Source organism: Arthrobacter sp. ok362 (assembly GCF_900102785.1).
Lineage (GTDB): Bacteria > Actinomycetota > Actinomycetes > Actinomycetales > Micrococcaceae > Arthrobacter.
In genome coordinates this window covers 210,792-227,830 of record NZ_FNGC01000004.1, presented here as the reverse complement: position 1 = coordinate 227,830, position 17,039 = coordinate 210,792, and the positions used below count along the sequence as shown (strand labels likewise).

Genomic DNA, 17,039 nt, shown 5'->3' with positions numbered 1-17,039 from the left:
ATCCATTTTGCTGCTGGCTGCTACTGCTCGAAACCGAGGGCGAAGGCCGCGTCGAGGTCGTGCTGTGAATACGCGCGGAAGGCGATCTGCGTGGTGGTGTGGGCCACGCCCCGGACCTTCGAGAGCTTGTCCGCGATGACTTCCGCCAGGTCCTCGTGCTTAGCGACCCGGGCGATGGCGATCAGGTCCCACTCGCCCGTGACGGAATAGACCTCGCTGATGCCGGCGATGGCGGAGATTTCCTCGGCGGTCTCCGGGATGCGTGAAGCGTCTGTCTTGATCAGGACGAATGCGGTGACCACGTGTGAGCCTTTCCGGATCGGTTGCGCCGTTTGCGGGCCTGTCGGCGGCCCTTGCCGGGCGCTGCCATCTTCTGCAAGCCTAGTGCATCAGCCCTGGCGGCGGCGTGAACGCAATCGCCGCACGCCCGCGGCCACAAGCCGGTAACCCAGGAGGAAAACGCCCAGGCTCAGCAGGGCCACGATGATGAACGGCAGCACCACCGTTTGTCCGGTGACGGCTCGCAGAATCATGCCGATGCCGACGGTCCCGAGCCAGACGGCGACGCCGGCCGGCCACACCCGGAGGGGGTCATGCCACAGCCGGAGGACGAGCCAGGCCAGTGCCGCGCCCGCCAGGAACGGCCACGCCGTCGCAAAGACGCCGGCGATATTGTCTCCGCGCTGGTGCGCGTCGCGCCCAATCGCCGCGAAGAGCAGTATCAGGAGCGCATCCGCGGAGGCTGCCAGGGCGGCTGTCTGCGCGGGCCGGAGGCCGGTACTTGAAGCGTCCTGGGCGGACGGGCGGGGGAGTCTGGGGGTTGGAGAAGGCATGCATCCAAGCCTAGTCCCGTCCGGATGGGCCGGGCGGCGGAGGTCGTTGTGTGCCAACTCACCGTAAGGCTAGGCTCGGGCCCATGCCACTGATCGCCGCCGGACCAGCCGGTGGCACGGGCGAACGCAAGGGGAGCGCTGTGAGCGAAAAAATCACCACCTGCCTGTGGTTCGACAGCCAGGCCGAGGAAGCCGCCGAGTACTACGTCTCCATCTTCGACGACGGCAAAATCCTCGACGTCGCGCGGTATGGCGACGGCGGCCCCGGGCCGGCCGGCCAGGCCATCACTGTCCGCTTCCTGCTCGACGGGCGCACCTTCACGGCGCTAAACGGGGGACCGACCTTCACCTTCACGGAGGCGGTGTCCTTTGTCATCGACTGCGCGTCGCAGGAAGAAGTGGACCGGTACTGGTCGGCCCTGACCGACGGCGGCCAGGAAAGCCAGTGCGGTTGGCTCAAGGACCGGTACGGGGTCTCGTGGCAGGTTGTGCCGTCCGTGCTGGGGCAACTGATCGGTGGCCCCGATCCCGACGGCGCCCAACGCGCCATGCAGGCAATGCTCGGAATGCGCAAGCTGGACATCGCCGCGCTTCAGAGGGCCTACGACGGCGCCTGACGGCGCCCGCCGCCGCCGGCGCCCCAGCGCTGGTTGGCTTGGCGCGGCGGAATCCGGCTGCGCAGGAATCCGGCGCAGCGGCCGGCCCCACCGCTGACCCCCGGTCGGCGTGGCCCCCGGGCTCAGGGACGGTCCGCACATATGATCGTGGCATGAGTAGCGACGCCGTTCCGGAGGCTGTTGTCCCGGTGCAGCTGGATCCTCAGCTGGACGGCCAGCTGAGCATTAACGACATCCTGCTCGAACTCGGCCAAGCTCCCGTGGTACACCCATCCCCGGACGCGGCCAGTGAGCTGCACTTCTTCTAGGCCCGCCACCTCTAAGTCCGCCACGCGGTCCGGCTCCACAGTTCATTGGCCAGTTCGTTGACAACGAGTGCCCCGTGCGTAGGCTGGTGCCGAACCGGGTCCCGGCGTCGCACTTGCGCATGGTGGCCTGCCACGCCCACGGCCCGGCATCGCCGCTGAACACATCGATGTCTCTTCAAAAAGGTTTCGCGAAAGGCGAAGATCATGGGATTTTGGGATGTCATTTGGCTCATGTTTTCGTTCGTCATGTTTGCGGCGTATTTAATCCTGCTCTTTCTCGTCATCCGGGACATCTTTGCCGACAGCCTGCGGCCAGGGTGGGTAAAAGCCTTGTGGATTCTAGGGGTTCTGCTGTTCCCGCTCCTCGGTTGCCTGGCTTACCTGATGTTCTACGGACAGCAAATGACCATCAGACAATCCGCCAGGCAGGACGTCGCGAAGGAAGACATGGCTGAATACATCCGGTGGACCGCCAACACCAACCCGGCGGAACAGATCGCGGCGGCCAAGAAACTCCTTGATGAAGGCACAATCACCGGCGAAGAATTCCAGATGCTCAAGGCCAGGGCGCTCGGGTAGACGGCGCCTGGCTGCAGCCGCATCCGGGCGGCATATGGGCTCCGCCTCGGTAAAGACGGGCCTTATGGTCCTAACGGCGGATATCCCGGAGGACTACCTTGGCGCGTAAGGAATGCCAGCAGGGCTTCCTCAGAACGAAAGGATGGCTCCCGTGGAGCAATTCTGGAACGTCATTTGGCTGTTCTTTTGGGGATTCGCGTTCGTCGCCTACCTTTTCGCACTGTTTGCAGTTATCACAGACATTTTCCGGGACAAGGATCTCAACGGCTGGCTCAAGGCTGTGTGGATTGTGTTCCTCGTATTCGTCCCGTTCCTCACGGTTCTTGTGTACCTGATCGCGCGGGGCCGGAGCATGGCCGAGCGCCAGGCCAAGGGTGCAGAACAGGCCCAGGCCGCCACTAACGAGTACATCCGCTCCGTGGCCAAAGCATCCCCCACCCAGGAAATCGCGAAGGCCAAGGAACTCCTCGACGCCGGCACGCTGACGCAGAGCGAGTTCGAAGCTGTCAAGGCCAAGGCGTTGACCCAGGCCTGACCGGCCGGCTGTCCTGAGGGCGCATTCCTGCCCGTGTCATCGCCCGACGAGGCCCAATTGCGGGTCGTTGTGGCAAGCAGCCAGGGTCGGACCTCGACAGTTAGTTCGGCCGCCGGTAGCTGGCCAAGCCGTGTTCGTAGGCGAAAATGACGGCATGCACACGGTCGCGCAGCCCGAGTTTCATAAGGATGCGGCCCACGTGGGTTTTCACCGTTGATTCCGCCACGACCAGTCGTTCCCCGATCTCGGTATTGGTAAGTCCCCCAGCGATGGCCGAAAGTATTTCCAGTTCCCTGGGTGTCAGGACTGCAACGGCTTCGTCGCCCGCGGCGGGGGGACCGGAGGGAAGCCTTTGGCTGAAGAGGTCCAGCATCCGGCGGCTGACCCTGGAGGAGATGGCGGCGTCACCTCCCGCGACGGCCCTAATGGAGGCGAGCAACTCAGCTGGCCCGACATCCTTGAGCAAAAAACCACTGGCACCCGCCCGGAGTGCCCCAAAGGCATACTCGTCGAGATCGAATGTTGTGAGGACAATGACCCGTGACTGCGGGCACTCCTCGACAATGCGCCGGGTCGCGGCGATGCCGTCCGTGTCTGGCATCCGCACATCCATCAGCACCACGTCCGGTGCCAGACGGCGGCACATGTCGATGCCGATCCTGCCGTCAGCGGCTTCGCCGGCGACTTCCACCCCGTCCTGGGCATCCAGCACCATGCGGAATCCCATTCGGACGAGTGTCTGGTCATCAACGAGCAACACCCGGATCGGGCGCGTGGGCGAGGCAGCTACCGTTGCCATGGGGCTCCCTTCTGCGGCGGGAACCGGGCGGTCACGGACCACCCACCGTTGGTCAGAGGACCCGCGCGCAGCGTGCCGCCGTACAGTGCGACGCGCTCACGCATTCCCGCGACGCCCCGCCCAGCATGGTCGGCATGGGCAACCTCCGGTTGCCCATCGTCGGTCACCGAGACCAAGATCGGCTGCAGGCTGAACTGTGTACGAACCGTGACCGCTGTTGCTGCTCTCGCGTACTTAAGCGCATTAGTGAGCCCTTCCTGGACGACCCGGTAGATAGCCAGTTGGATTCCGGGATCGGCCGGAGGAACACCGGCCGACTGCAGAACCACAGGAAGGCCCGCGGAACGGAAGAGCCCCACCAAATCGGAAATATCCCCCACCCCGGGAGAGGGTGCTATCGCGCCGGCCAACTCCCCGGTAGTGCCTTCATTCAGAACTCCGAGCATCCGGCGCATGTCCGCTACCGCCACGCGCCCCGTCTCGGCGACTTGGCGCATCGCTTGGACGGCGCGGGCAGGATCAGTGGAGGCGATCTCGGCAGAACCATGGGCCAGGGAAATCATCACAGCCAATCCATGCGAGACAATGTCGTGCATCTCCCGAGCGATCGCGTTGCGCTCCGCGGCGGCCGCGATGCTGGCCAGATGCTCCCGTTCACGCATCAGCCGGTCTGCACGGTCCACGAGGGCGCTCACGTAGCCGCGGCGCGTGCGTACGTTCAGGCCGATCAGAGTCGCGATCACTAGTACGGCAATCGCCTGGAGGGCTTGGCCAAGGTCAATCAGCGACCGGGGCTGCAGGACCGCGGAGAGAAGGAGCATTGCACTGGTGCCCAGGAGGGCAAAGACGGCGTGCCGCGCGGACCGGTAGACGGCGACGGCGTACAGCGCCATGGCTGTCGCCACCGCTGCGAAGCTCGCCGGAACCGAGAACGTGATGAGCATGATGCCGGCGGTGGCAGCCAACGACGACATCGGGGCTTGCCGACGGAACAACAGTGCAGTGCCGGAAGCCGCCACCGCGAGCAACGGAAGAACGAAGCCTGGGCCTTCAGCCTCGTGACCGCGGAAGGCGATGGCTGCCGCCAGGGCCGGCGCCGTGTAGGCGGCGGCGACCACGAGGTCTGTGATGCGCGGGCGAGAGCGCCATCCGTGTGGCCCCAGCGGTTCGCTCGACGAAACCGGCGACGTCAAGGCCACTTCCGGCAGTGTTGCCAGGTGCGCAGTGTTCCTGTCCCGGTCATGCTCCGGACTCTACCGGTCGGGGAGTGCATAAGGGTCCTTTGGTCGTCTGTCAGGGAGATCAGTGGAGCGCAAGGACCAGGTAGAGGGCCGCGAGGGCCAGCGTGGTGGGGGTCATGATGAGGCGTTCTGGTTTGCTGCGGGAGATTCCGTTCATGAGGACGCCGAGCACGAAGTATGCCGTCATCACCCATATGGTGACCGCAGTAAATGAATCGCTGACCAACGGCGGGACCAGGCCAGCCTTGGCCAGCGCTGCATAGGCGAAGAGCCCATACACGGCTATGGATAGGCCGCTCCCGATTCTCAGTTTGGCAGGGAGGACGCGGTGTTGTCCGCCCCACGCCGCTTTGCCCAGCGGAGCTCCGGCGATAAGCGCGCCCTGGAAGATGGTCAGGCCGGCCAAAAGTGCGCAGGCGAGTATTGCCAAAAGCTGATCCAACGGCATCTATATCCATCCTCTTGTCCAGTCCTAAGCAGCAACGTGTGTCGTGTGTGCCGTGATCTTGATCAGTAATTTCCGCCGGCTGCGCTGATCCGGTTCCTCCCAGAGCTGCGCCGTGCGGTTCATGCCCTGTTGTGGTGGCTGTGGAGAGCATATTCGTGAATTCGGGGAAATCATGGCAACTGCCATCCGCGCCCCTCCCTTCGGCGCCGGATGGCACTTCGAATGACCGCCGGGAGAGAGCCGGTCAAAATGGCGAGCACCAGGCCGAGCGCGAGCAGTCCGGGAACCCGGGCAGAGGTTCCTCCGGCCGGAAGGAACAGACGCGCCGTGGGATAGTCGATCATCTTGGCTGCCGATACAGCGGTGGCACGGTCGGTGTGCTGCGCCAGATACTCGATGGCGCCGTCGAACCCGAGCAGTCCGTCGGCGCCGGCAAAGGCATCGACGGGCACGTTGCGGGACGCGGCCCAGTCACGCAATTGCGGATCGATATCCTGGTCCCGGAACGCGCCGGGGGCGATAAGCCGGTCCACCGAAGGTGCCTGGCGTTCCGGGACGGTCAGCAGAATGAGACCGTGTTTGGTGGTGACTGTGTCCGTGGCGCCGATTGCCACCGCCCGGGCCGCGAAGGACGCGTTGTAGACCTCGAATGCGCTGGCGACGTCGATTTCGCCGACCCCGTTGAAGAGCCAAACGCCGATCGTCGGCCGGAGCCACGGGATGAGGGCGTTGAGTCCGATGGGAATGTCCGAGGCGGTGAAGGACTGGACGGGTATCTGCGCTGTCGCCGCCAACTGCCAGCCCGGGTAGTTCAGGAGCCTGCCGACTCGTTCGGCTTCGACGGCGCCCGCCAGCTCCTCCATGACTTTCAGGGCGCCGGGGATGCCGGAGGTTACGCCGGCCGTGGTGGTGATCCTGCCGTCCTGGACGAATCGCAGACCTCCCACCCATTGGACCTGGGGATGGCTCCGTTTGAGGGCACCCAGGCGGGACCAATGGCTTGTCGCCTTATGCCCATCCAACAAACCGGCCCCGGCCAGGACCATTGATCCGCTGCAGACGCCCAGGATGCGGGCGCCGCGGCCGGATTGTTCCGCGATCCACTTCCGCATTGGGGCTTCTTCCGCGTCCTCCGGGGCGCCGACCGCCGGGACAACCACCACGTCCGGCTGCCGCGCCCTGCCCGATCGAATGTCCTCGAACGTGTACGTGGGCACTATCGCCGGGCCCCCGTCAACGGCGGCGGGGGCGGCATGCGCAGCGATTGTGTAGACCGAAAACTCCGGAGAGCTGGCAAATACTTCGTAGGGAGCCAGGACATCACTTCCCACGGTGCCTGACGAACCCAGGACAACGGCGACAACTATCGGGCCGGAGGAGGAGGGCCGATTCGTGGGCAGGTCCTGCAGCTCTTGAGAGGCGGGGCGGACGTGACCTTCCGCATCCGCCACCCCAGCGCCGACGAAAGCCAGCACAGCCACAGCGAGGAGGGACAATCCAACCGAGAGAGCGGCATGAATGAGTCGTCTAGAGAGGGAAGCCATGAGTGAGTCTCGATTCCGTATGGAGTTGCGGGGCCATCGCTTTCCATGTGCCCAGCGTTGCTCTTTCACGCTACGGATCGCCCATCGCACGGACATCGGCCCCGAGGACTCTCCTGATCAGGGACAACCGGTACCTGGGTACTAGACGACTGCTCCCTCGGATACTTCCTGTACGCCGCAGGTTGCACGTTCCACTCCATCGAAGGCTTAACTTGCGCCGTACTTTCTTCCTCGGCCTTTCCCGGGGGAAACCGGGGTACTGTGAGGCGCATGGAGATGCGCCTTGAGGTCGTACAGGTACCGGTCGCTGATGTGGACACAGCTAAGTCGTTCTATAGAGACCGGCTCGGTTTCGCCCTGGACCACGACGTGGAATACATACCGGGCATGAGAGTCGTCCAGCTCACGCCGCCAGGTTCCGCCGCGTCCATAGTCATCGGGACGGGAATGACCAGCATGCAGCCGGGCAGCCTGGAAGGCTTGCAGTTGGTGGTCCCGGACATGGCGTCGGCACGGGCTGAGCTTCTTCAACGGGGAGCGGAGATCAGCGAGGTCCAGGACATGGGTGGAGTCCTTTTCGCCTATTTCAGTGACCCTGACGGCAACCGCTGGGTCATACAGGAAGCTACGCCGCCGGATGTTCGGGAAGCCGTTCAGCGCTAGACGCAGCCGCAGCCCCACGGCATCGGCGGCCAGGGACGCCAGGGCGAGCAGGTCCGACGTCGGGAGACAAACTTTCCCACATTGTCTTACTACAGTCGACCCAAACTGCTGAATCGAGCCGGATGGGGGCGATTGGCTGCTGTGGTTCTGGTGGTTTGCTTGCTAGTGATGGGCCGCTCACAGAGTGCGCCAAGGCAGCGCGCGTGTGGGAAATTTCGTTGTTCGACAACGCCGGTTGGCGAGCGGATACTGAAGAACCATGAAGCCTACCCAAAGCGGGTTGCGCATCCAGCTTCTCGGCTCGTTCATCGTGTACGTCAACGGGAACGCCGTTGAGAACAGCCACTGGCGGCTGCAGAAGGCAAAGGCCGTGGTGGCGATGCTGGCGTTGGCGCGTGGTCAGCGTGGCCGTCGCGAGCAGGTACTGGACCGCCTGTGGCCTGACATGGAGCCGGTGGCGGCCGCACGGAATCTGCATCAGACCCTGTACATCGCTCGCCGTACGCTCGCTGGCGCTGGAGCCGGCACCGACGGGATGCTCGCCATCCGCGGTGAAGTGGTCGTGCTGGATGACACGGGCCCGGTCGATGTCGATGTCCTGCAGTTCGAGCGTTCGGCCGTGGCAGCGTTGGCTGCCGGTGTCGAGGCAAGCCTGCGCGATGCGGCCGATTTGTACAGTGGTGATCTTCTGCCGGATCTGCCGGATGCGGATTGGCTGACGACACGCCGCGATGAGCTCCGGGAAATCCATCGCGAGGTACTGGTGAAACTGGCGTCCACGGTGGCGCAGCGCGCACCGGAGGAAGCGTTGGTCATCCTCTCCCATGCGCTCGAATCCGATCCCGTCCACGAGGGAGCCGTGCGCGCGCAGATGGTGGTGCTGGCTGGAATGGGCCGGCGGTCGGAAGCATTGGCACGATATGAGCGGCTGGTCGACGAACTCCTCGACGCGTTCGGGACCGACCCGGACACCCGGACGACGGGACTGTTTCGCGAGTTGTTGACCGGCGCGCCGCCCGAGGAGCGCCTCCACCAGCCCGCCGGCGTGCCCGGCAAAGACGATGCCATCGGTTATCTGCCATCCCCGTTGACAAGCTTCATCGGGCGCGAGCGTGAGCTCGTTGACGTCGAGCGGCTGATGGGCCATGCTCGCCTGCTCACCCTCACCGGGGCTGGCGGCAGCGGCAAGACCAGACTGGCATTGGAGGCCGCGAAGACAGTTCGTCCTGAGTACGTGGACGGAGTCTGGTTCGTCGACCTCGCGGCCGTTGGGGAGTCGCTGCTGGTGGCCGATGCCGTAGCCGAGGTCCTCGGGTTGGATTCCGGCGCGGCGCCAAGCCGCGTGCAAGCGCTGGTCGACCAGCTGCGGCGACGCTCGCTGCTCCTCGTGCTGGACAACTGCGAACACCTGCTCGCGGCCTGTGCGCAACTCGTCGTCGCGATACTTGACGGATCCCCTGGGGTTAAAGTGCTGGCCACCAGCCGGGAGCCACTCCATGCCGACGGGGAGTACACCTACCGGGTGCCGTCGTTGCCCCTGCCCTCGCCCCTGCGGACCGACGCTCTCGACCTGGCCGTGCTGGGCCGTCTGCCCTCTGTCCGGCTTTTCGTTGAGCGGGCAGCGCAGGTCCGGCCGGGTTTCGCGCTCGACGCCGACAACGCGCAGGGGGTGACAGAGTTGTGCCGACGGCTCGACGGCTCGACGGGATGCCGCTGGCCCTGGAATTGGCCGCGGCCAGAACCGCCGTACTCGAACCCGCCGAGATCGTCCAGAGATTGGGCGGTGCTTTGTCCATGCTCGGCGGGGGAACCAGCGGCGTCACGCGGCACCAGACGCTGCGTGGCACCTTGGAATGGAGCCACGACCTGCTCACCAAACCGGAGCAGGTTCTGCTGCGCCGGCTATCTGTGTTCGCGGGTGGTTTCACCCTCGACGCTGTGGTGGCAGTCTGCGCTGACGCGCCCCTCCAGCAGATCGAACTGCTCGACCTGTTGGCCAAGCTGGTGGACAAGTCTTTGGTGGTCACCGAAAGGAGGGGCGCCGGGACCCGATACCGGCAATTGGAGACGGTCCGCCAGTTTGGCCAGGAGAATCTCGATCATGCAGGTGAGGCGGCTCAATTGGCGGCTGCGCATTGCGCCTACTTCCTTGCCGTCGCCGAATCCCACAATCCCGAACGGGCCACCGGGGTGGTCATCGAACAGCCGAAGTTGCTCGACCGCGAGCACGACAACCTGCGCGCTGCGCTGCGCTGGTCGTGCGCCCGCGAGCCCGAGACCGCGCTCCGGCTCGCGGCCAGCCTGTGGCGGTTCTGGTTCGTCCGCGGTCACGCGGTCGAGGGAGCACGTTGGGTCGAGCGTGCCTTGGCGGTGGCTCCCGACCCGACCCGGCCTCGCGCGGCCGCTCTGATCGGCCTGACCGGGCTGGACAGCCGGCAGGGCCGCGGCGATCGGCATCGGGCGCTCGGCGCGGAGGCCCTGGCAATTATGCGGGAGATCGGCAACCCCGACGAGGTGGCGATGGCCCGGCTCATTGAGACCTCGCTCGCCTGGAGCACTTTCGACTTGGACGAGGCCGAACAGCTGGCAGCCGACGTGCACACCGAGGCAGTCGAGGGTGGCAGACCCGAACATGCCGCTGCCAGCAGTTGGCTGCTCGGCCAGTGCGCGTTGTCACGGGAGGACGGACCACTCGCCGCCCGTCACCTAAACACCTGCCTGAGCGAACTCGCACAGTCTGAGACCAGCACTCCACCCTTCCTGCCGGTGATCACGCCCAGCCTGCAACTGGTCCCGATCGCCGGACGGTTGGTTCCCTGCGTCGAGGAGACCCTGCTGTTGGGCCGGCGGGTTGGCGTTATCCAAGCCAAAGGCTACGTGCTGTCCGCGATCGGCTACGCGGCCAGGCTTTCGAGAGACACGCAGTCTGCGATATCCGTCATCACGGATGCAGCCGAACATTTCGCCGAGTTAGGAGATGACCTGGCTAGGGCGCAAACACTTCACCAACTTGGCTGCATTCTGCGCGACTGTGGCGACCACAGCGCGGCCGATGAGGCCCTATCCTTGGCGCGGGAGCTTCGGCTCGGCCTGGGCGACCGGCGGGGCGAGCTGCTGACCGAGATCAATATCGCCCTGCTCCGCGCCATGGGTGGTGAGATCGACCGCGGCCTGACAGACGCTCGGCGTTGCCTTTCAGGGTTCGAGTCCGCGGGAGATCAGGTGGGGATGGGCGCCACGCTGACCATCCTCGGTGCCGCCGAACTGATCTCCGGGGAGGTCCGGGCAGCGCGGGAAATGTACAGGCAGGCAGCGGAAAAGGTCGCCCCATGGCGGCGACACACTGGCTGGCAACGGTTGATGGTGGCAGAGCTATCCAACGAGCTCGGCGACCCACATCGGGCGGCCCGCGAAATTGACAGGGCTGGGGCAATTTTCGACCGAACGAGATGCCTCATCGCCGGTCAGCGGCTGGCCGAACTGCGTAGGCGAGACTCGGATGATGATGTTGAGACGGCGTTGAGTGCTCGTTGAGGACGGTTCACTAGCGTTATTCCTGGATCTGACAAATGGATCAGACAAATAAACAGCAATCAGGAGGAACGCATCGTGACAACGACGCAGACTAGGCCGACCCGCATCGGCGAGGCCACCATCGCCGAGTTCGCCGCCGGCCTGCGCGGCACGGTCGTCCGGCCAGGGGACGCGGACTACGACCACGAACGCAGCATCTGGAACGGGGCCCACGACCGCCGCCCGACGCTCATCGCACGCTGTGCGGGTGTGGCAGATGTGATCCGCACGGTCGATCTCGCGCGCAGCGAGGGGTTCCCGTTGTCGGTTCGCGGTGGTGGCCATTCGATCCCCGGGTTTTCCACCGTCGACGACGGTATCGTGCTGGACCTTTCGCTGATGAAGGGGGTCCAGGTGGACCCTGCCCGCCGCCGCGTGGCGGCCCAGGCCGGGTGTACCTGGAAGGACCTGGATGCAGAGACTCAGCAATTCGGGCTTGCGGTGACCGGTGGCCTGGTGTCCTCAACCGGCATCGCCGGCTTCACCACCGGCGGCGGCATCGGCTGGCTCGTACGCAAGCACGGGCTGGCCAGCGACAACCTGGTCGGCGCCGACGTCGTCACCGCTGACGGACAGTTTATTCACGCCAGCGCCGACGAGCACCCCGATTTGTTCTGGGGACTGCGCGGCGGCGGCGGCAATTTCGGGGTGGTGACGTCCTTCGATTATCAATTGCACGAAGTGGGGCCCATCGTCCTTTCCGGCCTGGTTTTCTACCCCGCAGAAGAGGCGGAGCAGGTGTTGGGCGGCTATCGGGCGGCCTGTGCGGCGGCCCCCGATGAGCTGACCACGCTGGTCAACATGACCATGGCGCCGCCGGTCCCGTTCCTGCCTGAATCAGTTCACGGCAAGCCAGTCATCGCTGTGGGAGGGTGCTGGTCCGGCGATCTCGATGCCGGCGAGGCCGCCACCGCGCCCTTCCGGTCATTGGGCACGGTCATCGCCGATGTGTTCGCGGCCAACCCGTACGCGGGGTGGCAGCAGGCGCTCGATCCGCTGTACCCGCGGGGCGTGCACAACTATTTCCGCTCGGCATTTCTGCGCGCCGCCGACGACGCGTCCGTGCGCGTTCTGCTGGACTCGTTTGCGGCATTGCCCAACGCCATGACGCAGATTCACCTGCACCACCTTGGCGGCGCGGTCGGCCGGGTTCAGGCCGAAGCAACGGCCTTCGCACTCCGCGACCAGGAATTCATCGTCAATGTTATTGCGCGCACGCCGACGGCGGAAGGCTTCGCGGATGTCGTCGAATGGGCCCGGGGCGTGACGTCCGCGCTCGGTCCGGATGCGGCGGCCTACGTGAATTTCACAGGTGACGCGAATACGGCGGTCGTCCGGGCGTCGTACCCGGCGGATACCTACCGGCGGCTCGTGGAACTCAAGAACGAATACGACCCCACCAATCTATTCCGGCTGAACCAGAACATCGCCCCCACGGTGTGACAGCACTGCTGGACAATTTTCGCGTACACCGCCGAACCCAGCGCCGCCGCCGCCGCGCCGGCACTGGTTCGGCCTCGACGACCCGACACTGCAGCAGCGCATCGCACATGCGCCGCGCCTGGTGCACCTGGTGCCGCGTTGCGGCACTCAGGTGTAGGTTTTCCCGGCAAGCGTCGCGTTATTCATGTTTGACCCCTAAAATCTAAATAGTAGGGTGACTATTTAGACTTCCGGAGGATCCATGACCCGTTGGCCCGCACACGGCAGCAAGACGATGCCGTGGAAGTCGTCGGGAAGGCCGCCGCGCGAAGACCGGGAATTCACCGAGGTTGTGGTCTCGCTGCCACCCATGATCGCCGAGAGCTGGTTCGATCCGGGCCGCGAGACAATTGTCGCCCTGGAGGAGGCCGCCGTCGCCATAGCGTCCCTGGACGTCACAGCCGGCACCCGGATGGCCGCCATCAGCGGGTTCCTGCTCCGCAGCGAGGCCGTCTCCTCCTCCAAAATCGAGCACGTCAACGCCAACCGTGACGACTACGCCCGGGCCATGATCGGGCTCAAGGCCAGTGATGACGCCCGTTCCATGGTGGCTGCAGCCGACGCCGTACAAGGGATGATCGACGACGCCGGGCGAACCGGGGAGATCCGGCTGGAGGCAATGCTGGGCGCCCATCACACGCTCATGAAAGACGACCCGATGGACGGCCCGCACGCCGGCAAGTTCAGGGAGGTTCAGAACTGGATCGGCGGCAGCGACCGTTCACCGCGCGGCGCCATCCACGTCCCGCCCCCGCCGGAGCTCGTACCGGACCTGATGGAGGACCTGAAGGTCTTCTGCAACCGCCGCGACGTACCCATCATGGCGCAGGCGGCGATCGCGCACGCCCACTTCGAATCCATCCACCCGTTCACCGACGGCAACGGCCGGATCGGCCGGGCCTTGATCGGTGCGATTTCCCGGCGTCGCGGGCTCACAAAGAACACGGTCACCCCGATCGCGTCGGCGATGGTCGCCGACGTCGACACGTATTTCAGCCTCGTCAACAACTACCGCTCCGGCGACGCCGATCCGTTCGTGCTCTACCTGGCCCGTTCCGCGGTCCGCGCCTCGGACGCAGCCCGGGAATCCGTGGCCGCACTCGATGCCCTGCCGGCGATGTGGCTGGAGCTGGCCAGGCCACGCAAGGGATCCGCGGACGAGAAGATCATTCCGTGGCTGCTGGAGCGGCCCGTGTTCGAGGCCCACAGCGCTGCCCATATTGCCGGCGTCGCCGAAAGTTCCGTCTACGCCGCCCTGCAGAGGCTCTCCACTGCCGGGGTCATCACTCCGGTCACTCAGTCAAAGCGCAGCCGTGCCTGGGCGGCGACCGAAGTCCTCGACGAGGTGGACCGGCTCAACAAGCGGCTGGCCGACGCCGGGAAGGCTGGCTGAGGGGCCGACGACCTGTTGCAGGCGGCCGGGAGGGAGTTGATCCTCACGCGGCGTGAGGATCTACGGTTGTCACATGAAAGAGACGAGCGGTGCCGCAGGCCAATGGAGCATAGGCGAACTCGCCAAGGCCTGTGGCGTCACGGTCCGGACGCTCCATCACTACGACGAGATTGGATTGCTGTCAGCGGGCCAGCGGACGACTTCCGGCCACCGCCGCTACACCGAGGAAGACGTGCGGCGGCTGTACCGGATCCGGGCGCTGCAGATGCTTGGACTCCCGCTGGCCGATATCGGCGCCGCGTTGGCAACCCCTGCCGATGATATGGCCTCGCTGCGCATTCTCCTGGAACGACAATTGCTGCACATGAACCGGCACGCCGAGCAGGTCCAGGCCGTCCGGAACCGGATACGGGACCTGCTTTCACGCATCGACGGGGCCGCCATGCCGGCTCCGGAAGAGTTCATGTCAACTTTGGAGATGATCACCGTGCTTGAAAACCACTTCACACCAGAACAGCGCCAGGAACTGGCCGAACGCAGAGCCGAACTCGGCAGCGACCGCATCGAGGCCGCCAAGGCCCGATGGGCCGCGTTGGTCGAGGAAGGCCTCCGGCACGTCGAGAACGGGACGCCGGTATCTGATCCGTCCATTCGGGACTGGGCCAGGTCATGGGACGAAATCGGCTCCATGTTCCATTCAGGCGAACAGACCAAAGCCGCCGCCCGTTCCATGTGGCAGGACAACAGGGCCGCCCTCAGCGCGGATCTGCCATGGTCCTCCGAGCAGCTGGCCGGGCTCTTGGCCTACCTGCAAAAGGCAAGGACGCAATCTTGACCACATCCGACAGAGACGCTGCAACCGGTGCCGCCGCAGGCGGTGAGGACGCGCAGTTGGCCCGTGCTTCGTGACGGTGTATTTAGCAGTGCTTTTTGATGGGGCTGGATGCAGAATGGAAAGAAGCCGGGCTGATTCCTCAGCCCCCTCCAGCGTCGAGGACGGCACATCATGACGAGCAATAAGACACGGACTGCACTTGTGTTGGCCACCGTTTTGGTCGGGTTGAGCGGCTGTGCCGGCGGCGGCGGAACACCGGCGTCGGCCCCCGCCACGACGGCCGGGACCTCCCCGAGCATGTCGATGGAACCGTCTGCGCCGGCGGGCTCAACCTCTTCAGGGCCGGGAAGCGGGGCGGCAAACGCCGCCGCCGCGACAATCACGATCAGCAACTACGCGTACCAGATCCCTGGCTCGGTGGCTCCCGGTGCGGAGGTGAAGGTGACGAACATGGACACTGTCGAGCACACGGTGACAGCAGACAAGGATGCGGCGCTCTTTGATGTCGAGGTCAAGGAAAACGGCGGTACGGCCACATTCAAAGCACCTTCCGCGCCGGGCACTTACGCGTTTCACTGCAGGTATCACTCCAACATGCACGGCTCACTGACGGTCAAATGAGTACGACGCCGTGCCGCGTTACGTTACGTCCGGCCCGGCGGGAGGCTGCCGGGCCGCGTTCTTGACGGTCTCGATCGAGAAAGGTGCCTCGGTGTGGTTATCCAGACCCCCTCACCCTCGCTTGACCCATCCGTCGTCGATGACTTGAGTTCGGCTCTCCGCGGCCGGCTGTTCCGTCCTGGCGAATTCGGCTACGACGAAGCCCGGAAGGTCTTCAACGCGATGATTGACCGCCGTCCGGACGTGATTGTCCGCCCTGCTGACGCCGAAGATATTCGCCGTGCGGTGACCTTCGCCCGGGAAAACTCTCTCCCTGTTTCCATTAAGGGAGGCGGCCACAACGTGGCAGGGAACGCCGTCGGCGCCCATGGGCTCATGCTGGATTGCTCTGGCATGAAGAACGTTCAGATCGATGCCGCACGGCTCGTCGCCGTGGCTGGAGCCGGTGCGCTCCTGGCCGACCTTGACGTCGCCACTCAGGCATATGGCCTAGCCGCGCCGCTCGGAGTCGTCTCGGTTACCGGCATCGCCGGCTTAACTCTCGGAGGTGGCATCGGCTGGCTCAACGGCAAACACGGGCTCGCCTGCGACAACGTGCTCGCCGCCGACATCGTGACTTCAGATGGCGAGATGCTGACGGTGAGCCCCGACGAACACGCAGACCTCTACTGGGCCATCCGAGGTGGCGGCGGAAACTTCGGCGTTGTTACCTCCTTCACCTATCGTTTGCATCCCGTTGGGACCGTCCTGGCCGGAGCGCTCTCGTTCCCGGCCGAACGGACGAGGGAGGTCCTGCGGTTTTACCCTGAATTCGCCGCATCTTGTTCCGACGAGCTCTCGATGTCGGCCAGTCTGGGGTGCGACGCAGCGGGGCGTCCAGTTTTCGGCGTCACCGTCTGCTGGAGCGGAGGGCACGATGAGGCGGAGCTGGCGCTCCGACCGCTGCGCGATCTCGGCCCAGCTGTGGACGTGGTGCTGCCAACCGACTACGTCGGCCTGCAAAGCGCTCACGACGCGGACTTTCCGTTGGGCCAGAACCACTACTGGAAATCGAGCTTCTTCACCGACTTCACCGCCGACGCCATCGATATGCTGCTCCAGTTTGCGACAGAGATGCCTTCAGCGGCGAGTGGCGTCGGAATGCAGCAACTACACGGTGTGGCCGCTCGAGTCGACCCGGCAGCCACGGCATTTCCCCATCGCCGGTCCCAGATCGAACTCCTCATCCTGGCCCAGTGGTCCGACCCGGCAGAAACGGAGCGCAACGTCGGCTGGGCCCGCGCCTTCTTCGAAGCGATGCAGCCCTTTGCCGCGAGCGGGGTGTACGTCAACGATCTGGGCCAAGAAGGGGAGGAGCGGGTGAGGGCAGCCTACGGCGCCAATTACGATCGGCTGGCCGCCGTGAAAGCCAGATTCGACCCAGTCAACCTCTTCCGATCAAATCAGAACGTCCGCCCGATCGCATAGGAAGCTGCGAGCCGCCTCTGATATATTCGACGCGGTCAGCACCCGTAGGGGTACGGGGTCCGAGCGCCCTGGCAGCTCATGGGGACGTTACCGCAAAGAGT

17 protein-coding genes and 1 pseudogene are annotated in these 17,039 nt (G+C 65.0%); 12 read left to right on the top strand and 6 right to left on the bottom strand.

The features are described 5' to 3' along the window. Window positions 1-20: 20 nt before the first annotated feature. Both BLQ10_RS07450 and BLQ10_RS07445 read right to left on the bottom strand, forming a co-directional pair. Window positions 21-302, bottom strand: coding sequence for an Lrp/AsnC family transcriptional regulator (locus BLQ10_RS07450; RefSeq protein WP_090580900.1), 282 nt, complete (start codon window positions 300-302; stop codon window positions 21-23). Window positions 303-389: 87 nt separating this feature from the next. Further along, window positions 390-833, bottom strand: coding sequence for a DUF3054 domain-containing protein (locus BLQ10_RS07445; RefSeq protein WP_091560204.1), 444 nt, complete (start codon window positions 831-833; stop codon window positions 390-392). Between the two features lie 140 nt (window positions 834-973). Between BLQ10_RS07445 and BLQ10_RS07440 the strand changes: the two genes are divergently transcribed. From BLQ10_RS07440 to BLQ10_RS07425, 4 genes are all read left to right on the top strand, one after another. Then, on the top strand, window positions 974-1,450 hold the full coding sequence (locus tag BLQ10_RS07440) for a VOC family protein (protein ID WP_091560454.1): 477 nt from the start codon (window positions 974-976) through the stop codon (window positions 1,448-1,450). Window positions 1,451-1,602: 152 nt separating this feature from the next. Beyond that, window positions 1,603-1,758 carry a hypothetical protein gene (locus tag BLQ10_RS22325; protein WP_018773067.1) on the top strand — a complete coding sequence of 52 codons (156 nt, stop codon included), beginning with the start codon at window positions 1,603-1,605 and terminating at the stop codon, window positions 1,756-1,758. Between the two features lie 204 nt (window positions 1,759-1,962). Next, a complete protein-coding gene (locus BLQ10_RS07430) occupies window positions 1,963-2,337 on the top strand; it encodes a PLD nuclease N-terminal domain-containing protein (protein WP_091560196.1) in 375 nt (124 codons plus the stop codon). A 142-nt stretch (window positions 2,338-2,479) separates the two neighbouring features. Continuing rightward, the gene (locus tag BLQ10_RS07425; protein WP_091560193.1) at window positions 2,480-2,872 is read left to right on the top strand and encodes an SHOCT domain-containing protein; all 393 of its coding nucleotides are present in this window, start codon (window positions 2,480-2,482) and stop codon (window positions 2,870-2,872) included. A gap of 100 nt (window positions 2,873-2,972) precedes the next feature. On the opposite strand, the gene BLQ10_RS07420 is transcribed toward BLQ10_RS07425, so the two are convergent. The 4 genes from BLQ10_RS07420 to BLQ10_RS07405 form a co-directional block, all read right to left on the bottom strand. After that, window positions 2,973-3,671 carry a response regulator gene (locus BLQ10_RS07420; protein WP_091560191.1) on the bottom strand — a complete coding sequence of 233 codons (699 nt, stop codon included), beginning with the start codon at window positions 3,669-3,671 and terminating at the stop codon, window positions 2,973-2,975. Beyond that, window positions 3,659-4,870, bottom strand: a complete 1,212-nt coding sequence (locus BLQ10_RS07415) for a sensor histidine kinase (protein WP_139164196.1) — start codon at window positions 4,868-4,870, stop codon at window positions 3,659-3,661. The genes BLQ10_RS07420 and BLQ10_RS07415 overlap by 13 nt, the downstream gene beginning before the upstream one ends. 103 nt (window positions 4,871-4,973) lie before the next feature. Continuing rightward, window positions 4,974-5,360 (bottom strand): hypothetical protein, encoded by a 387-nt coding sequence (locus BLQ10_RS07410; RefSeq protein ID WP_175558515.1) that lies wholly within the window; start codon window positions 5,358-5,360, stop codon window positions 4,974-4,976. Between the two features lie 170 nt (window positions 5,361-5,530). Then, complete coding sequence (locus tag BLQ10_RS07405; protein ID WP_175558514.1) at window positions 5,531-6,904, bottom strand: DJ-1/PfpI family protein; 1,374 nt, start codon at window positions 6,902-6,904, stop codon at window positions 5,531-5,533. Window positions 6,905-7,174: 270 nt separating this feature from the next. Here BLQ10_RS07405 and BLQ10_RS07400 point away from each other — a divergent pair, with 270 nt between their 5' ends. The 8 genes and pseudogenes from BLQ10_RS07400 to BLQ10_RS07365 all read left to right on the top strand — a co-directional run bounded on the left by BLQ10_RS07400 (window position 7,175) and on the right by BLQ10_RS07365 (window position 16,938). Then, entirely contained in the window at window positions 7,175-7,567 is a 393-nt protein-coding gene (locus BLQ10_RS07400) for a VOC family protein (protein WP_091560185.1), read from the top strand. 259 nt (window positions 7,568-7,826) lie between these two features. Continuing rightward, window positions 7,827-8,957: pseudogene (locus BLQ10_RS23045) on the top strand (BTAD domain-containing putative transcriptional regulator); the annotation flags it as partial. Between the two features lie 317 nt (window positions 8,958-9,274). Continuing rightward, window positions 9,275-11,101: an ATP-binding protein gene (locus BLQ10_RS22685; RefSeq protein WP_254785448.1), complete on the top strand. Its 1,827-nt coding sequence runs from the start codon at window positions 9,275-9,277 to the stop codon at window positions 11,099-11,101. A 75-nt stretch (window positions 11,102-11,176) separates the two neighbouring features. Further along, complete coding sequence (locus BLQ10_RS07385; protein ID WP_091560178.1) at window positions 11,177-12,583, top strand: FAD-binding oxidoreductase; 1,407 nt, start codon at window positions 11,177-11,179, stop codon at window positions 12,581-12,583. 241 nt (window positions 12,584-12,824) lie between these two features. After that, window positions 12,825-14,015 (top strand): Fic family protein, encoded by a 1,191-nt coding sequence (locus BLQ10_RS07380; protein ID WP_091560174.1) that lies wholly within the window; start codon window positions 12,825-12,827, stop codon window positions 14,013-14,015. Window positions 14,016-14,088: 73 nt separating this feature from the next. Next, a complete protein-coding gene (locus BLQ10_RS07375) occupies window positions 14,089-14,850 on the top strand; it encodes a MerR family transcriptional regulator (RefSeq protein ID WP_091560171.1) in 762 nt (253 codons plus the stop codon). Window positions 14,851-15,021: 171 nt separating this feature from the next. Then, complete coding sequence (locus tag BLQ10_RS07370; RefSeq protein ID WP_368086502.1) at window positions 15,022-15,471, top strand: cupredoxin domain-containing protein; 450 nt, start codon at window positions 15,022-15,024, stop codon at window positions 15,469-15,471. Window positions 15,472-15,564: 93 nt separating this feature from the next. Beyond that, window positions 15,565-16,938, top strand: a complete 1,374-nt coding sequence (locus tag BLQ10_RS07365) for an FAD-binding oxidoreductase (protein WP_091560169.1) — start codon at window positions 15,565-15,567, stop codon at window positions 16,936-16,938. Window positions 16,939-17,039 lie beyond the last annotated feature (101 nt).